General features: G+C 58.5%; 16 protein-coding genes. 2 read left to right on the forward strand and 14 right to left on the reverse strand.

The annotated features are described in order from the left end of the window. Positions 1–4: 4 nt before the first annotated feature. The gene (flhA, locus tag F8N21_RS16760) at positions 5–2,134 is read right to left on the reverse strand and encodes a flagellar biosynthesis protein FlhA (protein ID WP_150643174.1); all 2,130 of its coding nucleotides are present in this window, start codon (positions 2,132–2,134) and stop codon (positions 5–7) included. A gap of 632 nt (positions 2,135–2,766) precedes the next feature. Here flhA and F8N21_RS16765 point away from each other — a divergent pair. Further along, complete coding sequence (locus F8N21_RS16765; RefSeq protein ID WP_150643175.1) at positions 2,767–3,129, forward strand: DUF6124 family protein; 363 nt, start codon at positions 2,767–2,769, stop codon at positions 3,127–3,129. Positions 3,130–3,665: 536 nt separating this feature from the next. On the opposite strand, the gene F8N21_RS16770 is transcribed toward F8N21_RS16765, so the two are convergent. Then, the gene (locus tag F8N21_RS16770) at positions 3,666–4,574 is read right to left on the reverse strand and encodes a YncE family protein (protein WP_150643176.1); all 909 of its coding nucleotides are present in this window, start codon (positions 4,572–4,574) and stop codon (positions 3,666–3,668) included. Between the two features lie 670 nt (positions 4,575–5,244). On the opposite strand from F8N21_RS16770, the gene F8N21_RS16775 reads away from it, so the two are divergent. Continuing rightward, positions 5,245–5,631, forward strand: coding sequence for a DUF6124 family protein (locus F8N21_RS16775; RefSeq protein ID WP_150643177.1), 387 nt, complete (start codon positions 5,245–5,247; stop codon positions 5,629–5,631). A gap of 287 nt (positions 5,632–5,918) precedes the next feature. Here the strand turns inward: F8N21_RS16775 and flhB are convergent, their stop codons facing one another. The 12 genes from flhB to F8N21_RS16835 form a co-directional block, all read right to left on the reverse strand. Further along, positions 5,919–7,055, reverse strand: coding sequence for a flagellar biosynthesis protein FlhB (gene flhB, locus F8N21_RS16780; protein ID WP_150643178.1), 1,137 nt, complete (start codon positions 7,053–7,055; stop codon positions 5,919–5,921). A gap of 3 nt (positions 7,056–7,058) precedes the next feature. Next, the gene (fliR, locus tag F8N21_RS16785; RefSeq protein WP_150643179.1) at positions 7,059–7,841 is read right to left on the reverse strand and encodes a flagellar biosynthetic protein FliR; all 783 of its coding nucleotides are present in this window, start codon (positions 7,839–7,841) and stop codon (positions 7,059–7,061) included. A 3-nt stretch (positions 7,842–7,844) separates the two neighbouring features. Beyond that, positions 7,845–8,114 carry a flagellar biosynthesis protein FliQ gene (gene fliQ, locus F8N21_RS16790; RefSeq protein WP_150643180.1) on the reverse strand — a complete coding sequence of 90 codons (270 nt, stop codon included), beginning with the start codon at positions 8,112–8,114 and terminating at the stop codon, positions 7,845–7,847. Positions 8,115–8,138: 24 nt separating this feature from the next. After that, positions 8,139–8,888, reverse strand: a complete 750-nt coding sequence (gene fliP, locus F8N21_RS16795; RefSeq protein WP_150643181.1) for a flagellar type III secretion system pore protein FliP — start codon at positions 8,886–8,888, stop codon at positions 8,139–8,141. Further along, positions 8,888–9,319 carry a flagellar biosynthetic protein FliO gene (fliO, locus tag F8N21_RS16800; protein WP_150643182.1) on the reverse strand — a complete coding sequence of 144 codons (432 nt, stop codon included), beginning with the start codon at positions 9,317–9,319 and terminating at the stop codon, positions 8,888–8,890. Before fliO ends, fliP begins: the two co-directional genes overlap by 1 nt. Then, on the reverse strand, positions 9,320–9,778 hold the full coding sequence (fliN, locus tag F8N21_RS16805; RefSeq protein ID WP_150643183.1) for a flagellar motor switch protein FliN: 459 nt from the start codon (positions 9,776–9,778) through the stop codon (positions 9,320–9,322). A 57-nt stretch (positions 9,779–9,835) separates the two neighbouring features. Then, positions 9,836–10,804, reverse strand: coding sequence for a flagellar motor switch protein FliM (gene fliM / locus F8N21_RS16810; protein ID WP_150643184.1), 969 nt, complete (start codon positions 10,802–10,804; stop codon positions 9,836–9,838). A 9-nt stretch (positions 10,805–10,813) separates the two neighbouring features. Beyond that, positions 10,814–11,311: a flagellar basal body-associated protein FliL gene (gene fliL, locus F8N21_RS16815; RefSeq protein WP_150643185.1), complete on the reverse strand. Its 498-nt coding sequence runs from the start codon at positions 11,309–11,311 to the stop codon at positions 10,814–10,816. A gap of 241 nt (positions 11,312–11,552) precedes the next feature. After that, the gene (locus F8N21_RS16820; protein WP_150643186.1) at positions 11,553–12,803 is read right to left on the reverse strand and encodes a flagellar hook-length control protein FliK; all 1,251 of its coding nucleotides are present in this window, start codon (positions 12,801–12,803) and stop codon (positions 11,553–11,555) included. A 105-nt stretch (positions 12,804–12,908) separates the two neighbouring features. Beyond that, positions 12,909–13,253, reverse strand: a complete 345-nt coding sequence (locus F8N21_RS16825; protein ID WP_150643187.1) for an Hpt domain-containing protein — start codon at positions 13,251–13,253, stop codon at positions 12,909–12,911. A 30-nt stretch (positions 13,254–13,283) separates the two neighbouring features. Beyond that, positions 13,284–14,990, reverse strand: a complete 1,707-nt coding sequence (locus F8N21_RS16830) for a fused response regulator/phosphatase (RefSeq protein WP_150643188.1) — start codon at positions 14,988–14,990, stop codon at positions 13,284–13,286. A gap of 5 nt (positions 14,991–14,995) precedes the next feature. Continuing rightward, positions 14,996–15,301 carry an STAS domain-containing protein gene (locus F8N21_RS16835; RefSeq protein WP_150643189.1) on the reverse strand — a complete coding sequence of 102 codons (306 nt, stop codon included), beginning with the start codon at positions 15,299–15,301 and terminating at the stop codon, positions 14,996–14,998. Between the last annotated feature and the right edge of the window lie 43 nt (positions 15,302–15,344).

Here is a 15,344-nt window from a genome sequence, read left to right on the forward strand (position 1 = left end):
TACCTCAGCCGTTGGGCCCTACTGTCGCAACGATGGTCACTTGCTTGTTGTCAGGAATTTCCTGATACGCCAACACATGCAAACCCGGGACTGCCAGACGCCCGAACCGCGAGAGCATCGCGCGGACCGGACCTGCGACCAGCAGTATCACCGGTTGACCTTGCATTTCCTGACGCTGCGCCGCATCGATCAACGAGCGTTGCAACTTCTCGGCCATGCTTGGCTCCAGCAGAACGCCCTCTTCCTGGCCTTGTCCTGCCTTCTGCAAACTATTGAGCAATATCTGTTCCAACCTTGGCTCAAGGGTGATCACAGGCAGCTCCGACTCAAGCCCTACAATGCTTTGGACGATGGCACGGGATAATCCGACACGCACCGCGGCAACCAACGCGGCAGTATCTTGACTCTTGTGGGCATTGTTCGCGATGGCTTCGGCGATGCTGCGGATATCGCGCACCGGCACCTGCTCGGCCAACAGCGCCTGCAGCACCTTGAGCAGTTGCGACAGCGACAGAATGCCCGGCACCAGCTCTTCGGCCAGTTTGGGCGAACCTTTGGCCAGCAACTGCATGAGTTGCTGGACTTCTTCGTGGCCGATCAGCTCACTGGAGTGTTTGTAGAGAATCTGGTTGAGGTGGGTGGCAACCACGGTGCTGGCGTCCACCACCGTGTACCCCAGCGATTGCGCCTGGGCACGCTGGCTGACCTCGATCCATACCGCCTCCAGGCCAAAGGCCGGATCTTTGGTGGTAATGCCATTCAGCGTGCCGAACACCTGCCCCGGATTGATCGCCAGTTCGCGATCCGGATAGATCTCGGCCTCGGCCAGGGTCACGCCCATCAGGGTCAGGCGGTAGGCGCTGGGTGCCAGGTCGAGGTTGTCACGAATATGTACGGTCGGCATCAGGAACCCGAGGTCCTGAGAGAGCTTCTTGCGCACGCCCTTGATCCGCGCCAGCAACTGACCACCCTGATTACGGTCCACCAGCGGAATCAGCCGGTAGCCGACTTCCAGGCCGATCATGTCGATCGGCGTCACGTCATCCCAGCCCAGCTCCTTGGTTTCCTGGGCGCGGGCTGGCGATGGCAGCAACTCCTGCTGGCGCTGGACCTCTTGCAGCGCCTGGACCTTGACCACGTTTTGCTTCTTCCAGAACAAATAAGCGCCGCCGGCAGCCAGGGCCGCCATGCTGAGAAAGGAAAAGTGCGGCATGCCCGGCACCAGGCCCATCACTGCCATCATGCCGGCGGCCACGGCCAGGGCCTTGGGCGAGGCAAACATCTGCCGATTGATCTGCTTGCCCATGTCTTCGGAACCGGAAGCACGGGTCACCATGATCGCCGCGGCGGTCGACAGCAACAGTGATGGCAATTGCGCCACCAAACCGTCACCGATGGTCAACAGCGCGTAGACCTTGCCCGCATCGCCAAAGCTCATGCCGTGCTGGAAGATACCGACCGCCATGCCGCCGATCAGGTTGATGAACAGAATCAACAGACCGGCGATGGCATCGCCGCGCACGAATTTGCTGGCACCGTCCATGGAACCGTAGAACTCGGCTTCCTGGGCCACTTCCATCCGGCGCGCCTTGGCCTGGCCCTGATCGATCAGGCCGGCGTTCAAGTCGGCGTCAATGGCCATCTGTTTGCCGGGCATCGCATCGAGGGTGAAACGCGCGCTCACCTCGGAAATCCGCCCGGCACCCTTGGTCACCACCACGAAGTTGATGATCATCAGGATCGCGAAGACCACGATACCGACCACGTAGTTACCGCCGATCACCACCTCACCGAAGGCCTGAATCACCTTACCGGCGGCGGCATGGCCGTCCTGGCCGTGGAGCATCACCACCCGGGTCGAGGCCACGTTCAGGGCCAGGCGCATCAAGGTCGCGACCAGCAAAATCGTCGGAAACACCGCAAAATCCAGTGGCCGCAAGGCGTAGACGCAGACCAGCAGCACGACGATCGACAAGGCAATGTTGAAGGTGAAAAACACGTCGAGCAGGAACGGCGGGATCGGCAACATCATCATCGCCAGCATCACCAACAGCAACAGCGGCACGCCCAGATTGCCTCGACTGAGGTCCGCCAGGTTGCTGCGAGCACTGTTGACTAACTGAGAGCGATCCACCGGTATTCCCCGTCCCTTGAAGCAAACTTTTGACGCCGAAAGCAGGCGCAATGCCGCTACTGCAAGAAGCCTTCCAACTTTTGTGTCAGCGGGAAACGGGGTAGTGAGACTTTGAGACAAACACCTTACTTGTGGCGAGGGGGCTTGCCCCCGCTCGGCTGCGCAGCAGTCGTAAACTCGGCCGATGCGTTCTACCTGAATGATCGCGGGGGACTGATTTTAGGGCCGCTGCGCGACCCAGCGGGGGCAAGCCCCCTCGCCACAAATTATCACCAGACAGAAAAATCTCGCTAACTGACAGGTAGTGAGACAGGGAAACAAGCAATACGGAGAAGAATTTTCCGACGGGCTTTGAGGCTTGCTTTGGCGCAAGTCGGCGGATAATCTTCCCAAGTCGCTGCAAAATCAGCGATCGGGTTTCGCAGCCCAGGTCAACTCTAGGCGCACAGCGTCCACCGTCCGAAAGCAGACGCTTTTTTATGTCTGTCATTTCGTGTTATGGCGGTTGTGCGTGGGAGACTTTCGGGTCTGCCGGGTTCCTAGAGTCCCGGTCTGCGAACCCGCGCACAGCTGCCACCCTATTTTCGTTTCGCAGCGAACCGTGGCAGCTCCACTACTCTAGGAGCTTCACCATGATCAAAATCACTCCCGATCCCCCCGAAACCGAAAACGTCTCCACCTCCGAATCCATCGACTCGAAAAAACTCCACGAGTGCGCACACCGGGCCCCACCCTCCCCGGCCAAGCCACGCTCCAGCGATGATCGCCCCCTGCAAATATTCACCGTCGCCCCCGACATCAACACCCAAGCCTTGCTGGCCTACGCCTACGAAACCTTCAGCTCCGCCACCACCCTGACCCTGGACCTGTCCGACGACCTCGACGGCAAAGACCGCAACCTAGCCCTCGCCATCCATCAAATGCTGGAACTGGGGTTGCTGCTGATCGAAAAGGCGCTGGACAACGAAAATCCGCTGAAGCCGCTGGGAGCATAAAACGTTGAAAACCACTGCAGAGCCGCGCCCGTAGCAGCTGCCGAGCTCCGCGAGGCTGCGTTCGAGGACGAAGTCCTCGCAGAACCTGCGTATGCGGATTGCCTGACAGAAGGCGTTGCCTGGTTTTACGACCGCTTCGCGGCCGAACGCAGCCTCGCGGAGCTCGGCAGCTGCTACGAGATTCAGCAGGACGAGCGCGTTATCGTTCATCGTCGGATCGTTGCCCGGAGCTTGCTCGGCTCCCACATTGATCTGTGTTGACCACAAATCTTGCAGCAAGTCACTATCCCATATGGGAGCCGGGCTTGCTCGCAATAAGGCCGAGACTATCACCGCAACTATCAAGTAGCGGGCCGCAAATCGGCAGATCCCATTTTATTCGCCCCCAAACCGAGATTTACGCCCGCGCGGGTGCGTCTATAAACGCTTAACCGGGCTGAAAAACCCGGTTAAGCGGCGTGCGCTTACTGAAACGTCAGACCGTCCCAGGGATATTGAGGCTGATTGGGCAGTGGCGTGATGTTGTTCGAGATTTATTAGAGATAGGAGACCCAAATCTCGCCATTATCTGGTCTCGTTTGGATATAGTTCAACTGTCCCCTCTGAGGGTCGATAGTGTCGATGTGTTCATAGTCTTTGGTTTCATAGACTTCAATTTTGCCTGATGAAGAATGAAGAAGGAAAAGTCGTTCTCCATCAGCGCTGAAAGACAAACCTTTTGGCTCTTTGCCAACGACGATGTCTCTTTTGTAAACGGTATCGCTCAGGGTGTCGATGATGGTAATGGTCTTGTTCTGGTTCGGGTCCCAGTTAAGGTTATGGCCAAGGTAGAGATAATCCCCGTGTGGGCTGAAAGCCCAGAAAGGGGCAGCGCTTTTAAGAGGGATAAGCGTGGGGGTGCCGCCTTCAGCTTTGAAGACGTGAATGCTCGGTTCTTCATAGGGGGTGCGGGCGCCACCGCAATTAACATAGAATTTAGGGCTACCTGATTTTAATGCGGTAGCTCTCGGGTTTTTTCCAACATCTACATAACCATCTATTGTAAGTGTTTCGCTATTGAAAAACTCCACAGATCCGTTGCCCGACTTTTGCTTGATTGTAACAAGTAGTCGTTTGCCGTCGGGACTGAGTGTTACATCCATGATATCGCCGCCTGGGGTCTTCTCTTTGTGAATGGCCAGCGTTTCGGCGTTAATTGACAGGATATCCCTACTATTGTAGCCATACAGAAACTTGCCGTCGGGGCTGATGGATTTCAAACTCAAACGCCCCAACTGTTCGCTCTCATTGACGACAGCGTCTTTTTCAATGTCCAGCGTCCGGACTCTACCGTAATCATGGATGTGAAGGTATTGGTTATCCGGACTGAACACGAAGCGGCCGCCTTTAACCAGGCGTATTACTTCGTTGGCGGTGTTCAGTGTTTTGATGCGAGCCTTTTTCATAATGGCATTTCCTTTGCAAGGTAGTGAAGGTGATATTTCGCTATGGCCAGTGTTTTCTCATGTGTCGATGAGGGGGCATTCGGCTCTATTGGCGACAGCTGCATTGTTTGCAAAAACCATCCTGAATGACCGCATGCGAAGTAGCGTATGAGAGGCTTGAGTATGGATATTCAGGTCGGGGGAGGGAACTAGCAGAACTGATAGGTACGGCGAGGGAATTTCAAGATGTGGGAGCCGGGCTTGCCCGCGATGAGGCCGGTACTATCACCGCAACTATCAAGTATCGCGCCGCAAAATCGGCAGGTCATTTGCCGCGAGCCCAGCGCTGACCATGAATCAGCAAGCTCCCTCGCCACAATTAATCACCAGACCTTAGATCTCTGTTAACTGACCCAATCAAGAATTTTCCGACAACTTTTGAAGCTTGCTTTGGCACAAGCCGGCGGATAACCTTCACCAGTCGCTGCAAAATCAGCGATCGGGTCTGCAAGCCCGCCGGAATAACTAGGCGCATAGCGCCCCCATAACAGCTCGGCGCTTTTTTTGTGTCCGTGTTTTATGGTGGCTGTGCGTGGGAGACCTTCGGGTCTGCCGGGTTCCTAGTTTCCCGGTCTTGCAGACCCGCGCACAGCTGCCACCCATCATCTGCAAGTGATGCTGGTAGCTCCTTTTGAAAAACTGGGAGCTTCACCATGATCAAAATCACCCCCGCCCCCCCCCCGAAACCGAAAACGTCTCCACCTACAAATCCATCGACTCGAAAAAACTCCACGAGTGCGCACTCCGGGCCCCGCCCTCCCCGGCCAAGCCGCGCTCCAGCGATGATCGCCCCCTGCAAATATTCACCGTCGCCCCCGACATCAACACCCAAGCCTTGCTGGCCTACGCCTACGAAACCTTCAGCTCGGCCACCACCCTGACCCTGGACCTGTCCGACGACCTCGAAGGCAAAGACCGCAACCTGGCCCAGGCCATCCATCAAATGCTGGAATTGGGGTTGTTGCTGATCGAAAAGGCGCTGGATAACGAATATCCAGTGAAGCCGGTGGGGGCATAAAACGTTGAAAACCACTGCAGAGCCGCGCCCGTAGCAGCTGCCGAGCCCGCGAGGCTGCGTTCGAGGACGAAGTCCTCGCAGGGCCTGTGTACGCGGATTGCCTGACAGAACGCGTTGCCTGGTTTTACGACCGCTGCGCGGCCGAACGCAGCCTCGCGGAGCTCGGCAGCTGCTACGGGCGTTAGAGCCAAAAGAGGTATGGACATCAAGAATCGCGGCGCAAAAGAGCCAAAAGAGGTGTGAACATCAAGAATCGCGGCGCAAAAGAGCCAAAAGAGGTGTGAACATTAAGAATCGCGGCGCAAATCCGCCGGAATCGGCAGGTCCTTGAGCGGTTCCGGACGCTTGCCCTTCCCCGCTCGATGCTGGCGGATCTGGTACACGTAGGCCAACACTTGCGCCACCGCCAGATACAGCCCCGCCGGGATTTCCTGATCCAGCTCGGTGGAGTAGTAGATCGAACGCGCCAGGGCGGGTGATTCGAGTAGGAGGATGTCGTTGGCCACGGCGATTTCGCGGATCTTCAGGGCGGTGAAGTCGCTGCCCTTGGCCAGCAGCACCGGGGCGCTGCCCTTCTCCGGGTCGTACTTGAGCGCCACTGCGTAGTGAGTCGGGTTGGTGATGATCACGTCGGCTTCGGGCACCGAAGCCATCATCCGCCGTTGGGACATATCGTGCCGCAGCTGGCGAATCCGTTGCTTGACCTCCGGCCGGCCTTCCGAATCCTTGTGTTCGTCGCGGATTTCCTGCTTGGTCATCAGCAGTTTTTTGTGACTCATGTAGAGCTGCACCGGCACATCCACCGCCGCGATCAGCAGCAACCCGCAGGCGATCCACAAGGTGCTCCAACCGACCAATTGCACGCTGTGGATGATCGCCTGTTCCAGCGGTTCATGGGCGATTCGTAGCAAGTCGTCGATATCCGAGGACAACACCGACAGCGCCACACACAACACGATAAAGAACTTTGCGAAGGCCTTCAGCAGCTCGATCAGCGCCGTGCTGGAAAACATCCGCTTGAGCCCACTGGCCGGGTTCATCCGGCTGAATTTCGGCGCCAGGCTACTACCGGCGAACAACCACCCCCCCAGGGATATCGGTCCCACTATCGCCGCAATCAACAGGACCGTCAGGATCGGCTGGAGCCCGCCCAGCGCAATTTTCCCGGAGTGCAGCAAATACTGAATCATGGAACCGTTATTAAGCAGCACCTCACGAGGCAGGGAGAAATTCAGGCGCATGATTTCCAGCAGGTCTATCGCCAATGTCCCGCCGAACACCAGCAACGCACCGATGCCCGCCAAGGTCACCACCAGGGTGTTGAGCTCTTTGGATCGGGCAATCTCGCCCTTTTCCCGAGACTCCTGCTTGCGCTTCTCCGTGGGATCTTCTGTTTTGTCCTGACCGCTTTCACTCTCAGCCATGACTCAGCGCGCCCGTGCCAGTTCGCGTAAAAACTGCAAGGCCTCGGTGGCCAGCGGCTGATACTGATTGAGAATGTCGGCCATGCCGATCCAGAAAATCACCATGCCCAGCACCAGGATCAGTGGAAAGCCGATGGAGAAAATGTTCAGCTGCGGCGCTGCCCGGGTCATGATGCCGAAGGCAATGTTGACCACCAGCAACGCAGTAATCGCCGGCAGCACCAGAATCATTGCCGCGCCGAGTACCCAACCGAGCTTGCTGGCCACTTCCCAGAAATGATTGACCAGCATCGCGTTGCCCACCGGCAAGGTGGTGAAGCTTTCAATCAAGACTTCAATCACCACCAGATGACCGTTCATGGCCAGGAACAGCAGCGTCACCAGCATTGTCAGGAACTGCCCGATCACCGCAGCCGACACGCCGTTGGTGGGGTCGACCATGGAAGCGAAGCCCATGCCCATCTGGATCGAGATGATCTGACCGGCGACGACAAAGGCCTGGAAAAACAACTGCAGGGAGAACCCTAACAGCGCTCCGATAATGATCTGCTCAGCGATCAGCAACAGCGCGCTGAGGTCCAGCGCATGCACCTGCGGCATCGGCGGCAATCCGGGCACGACCACCACGGTGATCGCCAGGGCGAAATACAGCCGAACACGAGTAGGAACCAGTGTCGTGCCAAAGATCGGCATGGTCATCAGCACCGCAGTGATGCGAAACATCGGCAACATGAAGCTCGCCACCCAAGTGCTGATCTGCGTATCCGTCAGCGCAAGCATCGACATGGTTCAGCCGATCAACTGCGGAATATTGCCGTACAGCCGCAGGATGTATTCCATGAAGGTTTGCACCAGCCAGGGTCCGGCAACGATCAGCGTCACCAGCATCACCAACAGCCGCGGCAGGAAGCTCAGGGTCTGTTCGTTGATTTGCGTGGCAGCCTGGAACATTGCTACCAGCAAACCGACCAACAGACTTGGAATCACCAGCACGGCGACCATTATGGTGGTCAGCCACAGCGCGTCACGGAACAGGTCTACTGCGACTTCAGGAGTCATAACGCACCACCCGCCAACAAGGTTTCAAACGCCACCAAAACTGCTCGCCAAGGTGCCGACAATCAATGCCCAACCATCCACCAGCACAAACAACATGATCTTGAACGGCAGGGAAATGATCAGCGGCGAGAGCATCATCATGCCCATGGCCATCAGCACACTGGCCACGACCAGGTCGATGATCAGGAACGGAATGAAGATCATGAAACCTATCTGGAACGCAGTTTTCAGCTCGGATATGACAAAAGCAGGGACCAGAATGTTCAAGGGCGCCTGATCTGGGCTGGCGATATCCGTGCGCTTGGACAGGCGCACGAACAGCTCCAGGTCGCTGCTGCGAGTCTGTGCCAGCATGAAGTCCTTGAGCGGTACCTGGGCCTTGGCCACTGCGTCCTGAGCCGTGAGCTTTTCCGCCAGGTAAGGCTGCAACGCATCCTGGTTTACCCGGTCGAAGACCGGCGCCATGATGAACATCGTCAGGAACAGCGCCATTCCGGTGAGGATCTGGTTCGATGGCGTCTGTTGCAGGCCCAGGGCCTGACGCAGGATCGAGAACACGATGATGATCCGGGTAAAACTGGTCATCAGCATGACGAACGCCGGAATGAAGCTCAGCGCGGTCATGATCAGCAGGATCTGCAGGCTGACCGAATATTCCTGAGCACCGTCGGCGTTGGTGCCCAGGGTGATGGCCGGAATCGACAGCGGCTCGGCAGCCAATGCCAATGGCGCGGCCAGCATCAGGACCAGCGTCAACAGGATGCGCAGCGGCATTACTTCTTATCCTTGTCTTTACCCAACAGCTCCATCAGGCGCTGGGCAAACTCGGGAGTCGCCTGCTCGGTGCCCGGCACCTGCACCGGCTCCTTGAGCACATGCAACGCGGTGATAGTGCCCGGGGTCAAGCCGAGCAGAATCTGCTCGTTACCGACCTGCACCAGCACCAGCCGATCCCGTGGCCCGAGCGCGCGCGCGCCGATCAGCTCGATCACTTGCCCCTTGCCGCCAGGTCCGGCCTGTTGCACCCGTCGCAACAGCCAGGCCAGGAAAAAGATCAGGCCCAGTACCAGCAGCAGCCCCAGCACCAACTGCGTCAGTTGCCCGCCCACACCGCTGCCGGCCACTGGCACAGCAGCAGTCGCCAGCGGTTCGGCAGCCAATGCGCTGAACGGCAACGCCAGCACTATACCGAGTAGCTTTTTCACTCAGCGCAACTTCTTGATGCGTTCGCTGGGGCTGATCACGTCCGTCAGGCGAATGCCGAACTTCTCGTTGACCACCACTACTTCGCCATGGGCGATCAGCGTGCCGTTGACCAGAACGTCCAACGGTTCGCCGGCCAGACGATCGAGTTCGATCACCGAGCCCTGGTTCAACTGCAACAGGTTACGGATGTTGATTTCGGTACTGCCGACTTCCATGGAAATCGACACCGGGATATCCAGAATCACATCCAGGTTCGGACCGTCGAGGGTCACCTGTTCGCTATTCTTCGGCACGCTGCCGAATTCTTCCATCGGGAAGCGGTTGGAAGTCGGACGGGCATCGGCCGCCAGCAAGGCATCGATATCGTCCTGGCTGGCATCACCGGACTCTCCCAGCGCAGCAGCCCATTCATCAGCCAAGGCCTGATCTTCCGCGGAAATTACATCGTCATTAGCCATCAGTGGTCCTCGGCGGGCAAAAATTCATTAACAAAAGCGAAGGGGTATACGCGCCGCTCAACGGCGCACGATCGGCCCAACCACTTGCAGCGCCAGATTGCCCTTGTGGGAACCCAGCTTGACCTTGAAGGCCGGAACGCCATTGGCGCGCATGATCAATTCATCCGGCAGTTCCACCGGGATCACATCACCGGGTTGCATGTGCAGGATGTCCCGCAGCTTCAACTGACGACGGGCGACCGTCGCACTGAGCGGCACATCGACGTCCAGCACATCCTGGCGCAAGGCGTTGACCCAACGCTCGTCCTGGTCATCGAGATCCGACTGGAACCCGGCATCGAGCATTTCCCGGACCGGCTCGATCATCGAGTACGGCATGGTGATATGCAGATCGCCGCCACCGCCATCGAGTTCGATGTGGAAGGTCGAGACGACGACGGCTTCGCTCGGCCCGACGATGTTGGCCATGGCCGGGTTGACCTCCGAGTTGATGTATTCGAAGTTCACTTCCATGATCGCCTGCCAGGCCTCCTTCAAATCGGTGAAGGCCTGTTCCAGGACCATGCGCACCACGCGCAATTCGGTCGGGGTGAATTCACGACCTTCGATCTTCGCGTGACGACCGTCGCCGCCAAAGAAGTTGTCCACCAGCTTGAACACCAGCTTGGCGTCGAGGATGAACAGTGCGGTGCCGCGCAATGGCTTGATCTTGACCAGGTTGAGGCTGGTCGGCACATACAGCGAGTGCACGTATTCGCCGAACTTCATCACTTGCACGCCACCGACGGCAACGTCCGCGGAACGGCGCAGCATGTTGAACATGCTGATGCGGGTATAGCGGGCAAAACGTTCGTTGATCATTTCCAGGGTCGGCATGCGTCCGCGGACGATGCGATCCTGGCTGGTCAGGTCATAACTTTTGACACTGCCAGGCTCGCAAGTGTTGTCGGTCTGTACCAGACCGTCGTCGACACCATGCAACAGCGCATCGATCTCGTCCTGGGACAGCAGGTCCTGCACGGCCATGTCGTGTTCCTACTGCAATACGAAGTTAGTAAAGAGCAACTGCTCGACCACCACTTTGCCCACTTCTTTCTGCGCCACTTCCTGCACACTGGCAGTCGCCTTCTGGCGCAGCAACTCCTGGCCGACCGGGGTCGCCAGAGCCTCGAAGCTTTGCCCGGAGAAGAGCATGACCAGGTTGTTGCGAATCACCGGCATGTGGATTTTCAGCGCATCCAGATCGGCCTGATTACGCGCCAGCAGGGTAATGCTCACCTGCATATAGCGCTGACGACCGTTGTGGTTGTAGTTGGCGACGAAGGCCGGGGCCATCGACTCATAGATCGCCGCGGGCTTGATGAGGCTGACGACATCCGCAGGGGCATCGGGCTTGCTCTTGGCGCTGTGCATGACGTACCAGGTCGCGCCGATGGACACCCCGATAACCAGCAGCAGAGCCAGAACAATCAGCAGGACAAGCTTGAGTTTGCCTTTCACTGCGGGGTCTTTTACTGCTTCGCTCTTCGCCATGCCAATAATCCGTCACTATTCGGGGTTTCACAGTCGCACGGCAAGGCAAGAGCAAGTGTTATGCCAGAGTTGTCTGTAGGGAAAAAGGATCGGGTGGGTAGGTGGATATATAAAAGATCGCAGCCTCGCTGCGCTCGACAGCTCCTACGGGGGGACCGCGTACACCCTGGATATCCAGGCGTGCGCTAATCCGTAGGAGCTGCCGCAGGCTGCGATCTTTTCACAAGCGCCGCCGATTCAATCAGGCGTAATAATCCACCGCACTGGACCCCAACACCGTGGTGCTGGTGGCAGCCACTTCAGTCACGCTCATCGGCAATTCGTCGTCCCCAGAATCCAGGTGACCACCGCTGGCACTGGTTCGCCCGCCTTGGCCCTGTTGAGCCTGCTCCTGCCCCTGCCAGCCCCGGGATTGATCGGACACGTTGACGTCGACCTGGCCCATTCCCTGCTGGCTGAACATGTCGCGCAAGCGGTGCAGCTGCCCTTCCAGCGCTTCACGGACTACCGCATGGCCACTCATGAAGGTCACCTGGGTCTGCTGATCGGCGGCCATGTTCACCCGAATATCCAGCCGGCCAAGCTCGGCCGGCTGTAGCTGAATATCGGCTGACTTGAGGTTGGCACTCGACAGGTACATGACCCGGTTGACCACCTCTTCGGTCCAGCCACTTTGATGCATGGCCAACGGTTGATTCACTGGCAGCGCATTGGCGGTCTTTGGCGTGGCGGCTTGGGTCAATGCCGCCAGACGGTTGGCGAAGTCATCGACCCGGGTATCGCTGGAGGCCGTGTTCAGGTCTTTGAGACCCTCATCGATCAAGCCACTGAAGGCCTTGTCCGTCCCCTGTTCGGTACTGCCGCTGTCCGCCTGCTCCAGCATGCCCGCCATCGCATTGGCGAAGTTCTGCGCCGGGGTCAGTTCCCCCGCAGGCGCTGGCGCCTTGCCTTGAGCCTGACTGGAAGCCGAGACATGCCCGCCCTGCTCCAGGGCCAGACGCAATGCCGGTAACGCATCGAGGGGATCGGCTTCAGGGTCGAAATCGGCATCGGCCTGCACCGCCAAGGCAGCTGCAGCCGCTGCGGCAGCCAGCGACGCGTCAACCGCAGCATCGGCTGCCGGAGCGGGGACGGCCGCCTGCATCGATGCCGGGGCCGGATTGACGGCCACACTGTCCGCCGGTGCGGCATCGCTGGCAACCTTATCCTGCGCCTCGACAGCCTGATCGTCTGGCAAGGATTTGCCGCTATCGGCAACGGCTGGCTGCGGGGCGGCAGCGTTGTCGGTGACCGCATCCTGCTTGTCGCGCGCCAGCCGTGCTTTTCCCTCCCCGGTGGGGGCAGGCTGGTTCTGCGCCTCTTTGGCAAAGACCCGGGAAAAATCTGCAGACTTATCCCCAGGCCTGGCAACGGTTGCCTGGTTATTGGCGGTCGCAGCCTGGGGCTTGGCCGTCGGCGCGGCCTGAAGAAGCGTGTTGGGGGAAAGAGGCATAAAACGGTCTCCGCTGCACTGGGATCGTTGGCGCAGTTACAGTGGCTATAGCAAAGGTCGAGCCAGGTTCTCTCAGCGGAGTCGAAAACCGCCAACTGGCAGTTTTCAACAATGAAAGCGCTGACGCTCCTCCTTGAACAGAGGCCGGACGATAGCGAACTCTCCATCAATCTCTGCCACCAGCTTTTTGATACCACCCAGCGACGGCTGTTTGGCTCGCTGCTCGAGTTGATGGCACAACTCGGCGAGACGGACAGCCCCCATATTGCTGCTACTGCCTTTAAAGCTATGGGCGGTGATGATCAGTTGGTCCGCATCAGCGGCCTTATGCAGCAGCCGCAAACGCTCTTCGGAATCCGCAAGAAAGGTATCCAGCAGCAGCGGATATTCGTCCTCCATGACTTCTCGCAACGCACTCAGCACTTCGTGGTCCAGATGAATCTCAGGCACTTGTTCACTCCCTGATCAAGAATTCGCGGATTATGCCAGAGCCTCCCAGGAAAACTCCACGCGGGCACTGCGACCATCGTCGGACCAGCTCGCGTTATGGCTCAACTGCCGAACCAGGTTCAGGCCACGCCCCGACAAGCGCTCGACATCGACGGGGCCGGCCATGACTCGCTGCACATCAAAACCTTCGCCACTGTCCTCGACCCGAACCACCAGAGATCCACCCTCGCCCCTCGGCGCGACCTGCAAATGCACGCGCACATATCCCTCCTGCAGTTTTTCCAGACGCGCATTGCGCTGCTGGTAGTAGTGTGCAAAACCTCGGACATCGCTTTTGATGTTGGAGTCCAACCCCAGCACCCCATGCTCCAGGGCATTGGAATAGAGCTCGGCCATCACACTGTAGAGCGCTCCGCTTTGCGCCCGCAGGCCATGCACTTCAAGCAACAACTGCAACAAATAAGGCAACGGATTGAAACGCTTGAGGGTGGCCGCGCGAAATTCGAAACTCACCGACCAATCCAGCGGGCAGGACTGACCACTGTCGGAATAGACCATCACCGGCGGGGTCAGCTGTGCGGCCTCCATCTGGCTCACCTCGACCATGCTCACGTCGTCGTGCGCCTCCCCGCGAAAATCCCTCAGCGCCTGCTCGATTTCCTCGAACAGTCGATCCGGCTGTCGATTGGCGACAAACACCTGCTCCAGGCGCTCGACGCCAAACAACTGTTCGTTGGCGTCACAGGTCTCGATCACTCCGTCCGACAGCAGGAAGACCCGGTCTCCGAGCGCCATGGGGAAGACTTCGGTGCGATCATCGAAGGCCTGCGCGCCCAGGATACCCAGGGGTAAATGCCGCGACAGCAGCGGCGTGCGTGCACCCGTCGCGAAGCAATGCAGGTAGCCATCCGGCATCCCGCCATTCCAGACCTCCACTGCGCGGCGCTGAAAACTCAGGCACAACAGGGTCGCGCAGCAAAACATATCCACCGGCAGGATGCGCTTGAGCTTGGCATTCATCTCACGCAGGATTTCCGCCAGGCCATAGCCCTTGGCAGTCATGCTATAGAAGACCTCCGCCAACGGCATGGCACCGACCGCGGCCGGCAAGCCATGGCCGGTGAAATCGCCCAGCAGCACGTGCATATCGCCTGCCGGGGTAAACGCTGCGAGCAGCAAGTCGCCGTTGAACAGGGCATAAGGCGATTGCAGGTAGCGGATGTTCGGCGCCTTCAGGCAACCGGAATGCGCCACCTTGTCGAATACCGCCTTGGCTACCCGCTGTTCGTTGAGCAAGTAATCATGGTGCCGGGCAATCAGGTCGCGCTGTTCGAGCACCGTAGCCTGCAACCGGCGCAAACGGTCCATGGCCTTGATCTTGGCCGCCAGAATCACCTGGTTATAGGGCTTTGCCAAAAAGTCGTCGCCGCCGGCTTCCAGGCAGCGCACCAGGGCTTCGCTTTCGGTCAGGGAGGTCAGGAAGATGATCGGCACCAGGGTTTCGCCCGCCAATTGCTTGATCTGGCGCGCCGCCTCGAAACCGTCCATCACCGGCATCATGGCGTCCATCAACACCAGTTGCGGGCGCTGTTGCTCGAACAGCGCCAGCGCTTCGGCACCGTTGCTGGCGGTCAGCACGGCATGGCCCTGGCGCCGGACGATAGTCGACAGCAGCATACGATCGGCCGCACTGTCTTCGGCGATCAACACCGTCAGCGGTTCGAAGCCCGATTGCATGCTGATCAACTGATGTCGAAGAGCTTGTCGAAATTGGAGATGGCGAGGATCTTGCGCACGTCCGAGCTACCGTTGATCACCCTCACGTCGGACTGTTCTCCGCCGGCATGATCACGCAGCAACAACAGCATGCCCAGCGCCGAGCTGTCGAGATAGGTGGCGTCTTTCAAATCCACCACAATCGCCTTTGGCGTTTGGTTGAGTTTCTCGTAGGAGTCGCGAAACTCCTGATGCTTGCCAAAATCAAAGCGACCCTTGATCAAGATCGTGAGTTTTTGCCCGTCCGGTGACACTTCTGATTCAACCGACATGATAATGCTTCCTTGTCATTGGCAATCTATACATGGTTTAGCA

Source organism: Pseudomonas fluorescens, from assembly GCF_902497895.1.
In the GTDB taxonomy this organism is placed as follows: domain Bacteria; phylum Pseudomonadota; class Gammaproteobacteria; order Pseudomonadales; family Pseudomonadaceae; genus Aquipseudomonas; species Aquipseudomonas fluorescens_BP.

What these genes read in the sequence shown, in the direction of transcription:
- fliP (WP_150643181.1), bottom strand. Translation starts at nt 8,888, where the DNA reads ATGCCGCTGCGCATCCTGTTGACGCTGGTCCTGATGCTGGCCGCGCCA.
- fliM (WP_150643184.1), bottom strand. Translation starts at nt 10,804, where the DNA reads ATGGCCGTGCAGGACCTGCTGTCCCAGGACGAGATCGATGCGCTGTTG.
- fliN (WP_150643183.1), bottom strand. Translation starts at nt 9,778, where the DNA reads ATGGCTAATGACGATGTAATTTCCGCGGAAGATCAGGCCTTGGCTGAT.
- F8N21_RS16770 (WP_150643176.1), bottom strand. Translation starts at nt 4,574, where the DNA reads ATGAAAAAGGCTCGCATCAAAACACTGAACACCGCCAACGAAGTAATA.
- fliQ (WP_150643180.1), bottom strand. Translation starts at nt 8,114, where the DNA reads ATGACTCCTGAAGTCGCAGTAGACCTGTTCCGTGACGCGCTGTGGCTG.
- F8N21_RS16820 (WP_150643186.1), bottom strand. Translation starts at nt 12,803, where the DNA reads ATGCCTCTTTCCCCCAACACGCTTCTTCAGGCCGCGCCGACGGCCAAG.
- F8N21_RS16835 (WP_150643189.1), bottom strand. Translation starts at nt 15,301, where the DNA reads ATGTCGGTTGAATCAGAAGTGTCACCGGACGGGCAAAAACTCACGATC.
- fliL (WP_150643185.1), bottom strand. Translation starts at nt 11,311, where the DNA reads ATGGCGAAGAGCGAAGCAGTAAAAGACCCCGCAGTGAAAGGCAAACTC.
- flhB (WP_150643178.1), bottom strand. Translation starts at nt 7,055, where the DNA reads ATGGCTGAGAGTGAAAGCGGTCAGGACAAAACAGAAGATCCCACGGAG.
- F8N21_RS16830 (WP_150643188.1), bottom strand. Translation starts at nt 14,990, where the DNA reads ATGCAATCGGGCTTCGAACCGCTGACGGTGTTGATCGCCGAAGACAGT.
- F8N21_RS16765 (WP_150643175.1), top strand. Translation starts at nt 2,767, where the DNA reads ATGATCAAAATCACTCCCGATCCCCCCGAAACCGAAAACGTCTCCACC.
- fliR (WP_150643179.1), bottom strand. Translation starts at nt 7,841, where the DNA reads ATGTCGATGCTTGCGCTGACGGATACGCAGATCAGCACTTGGGTGGCG.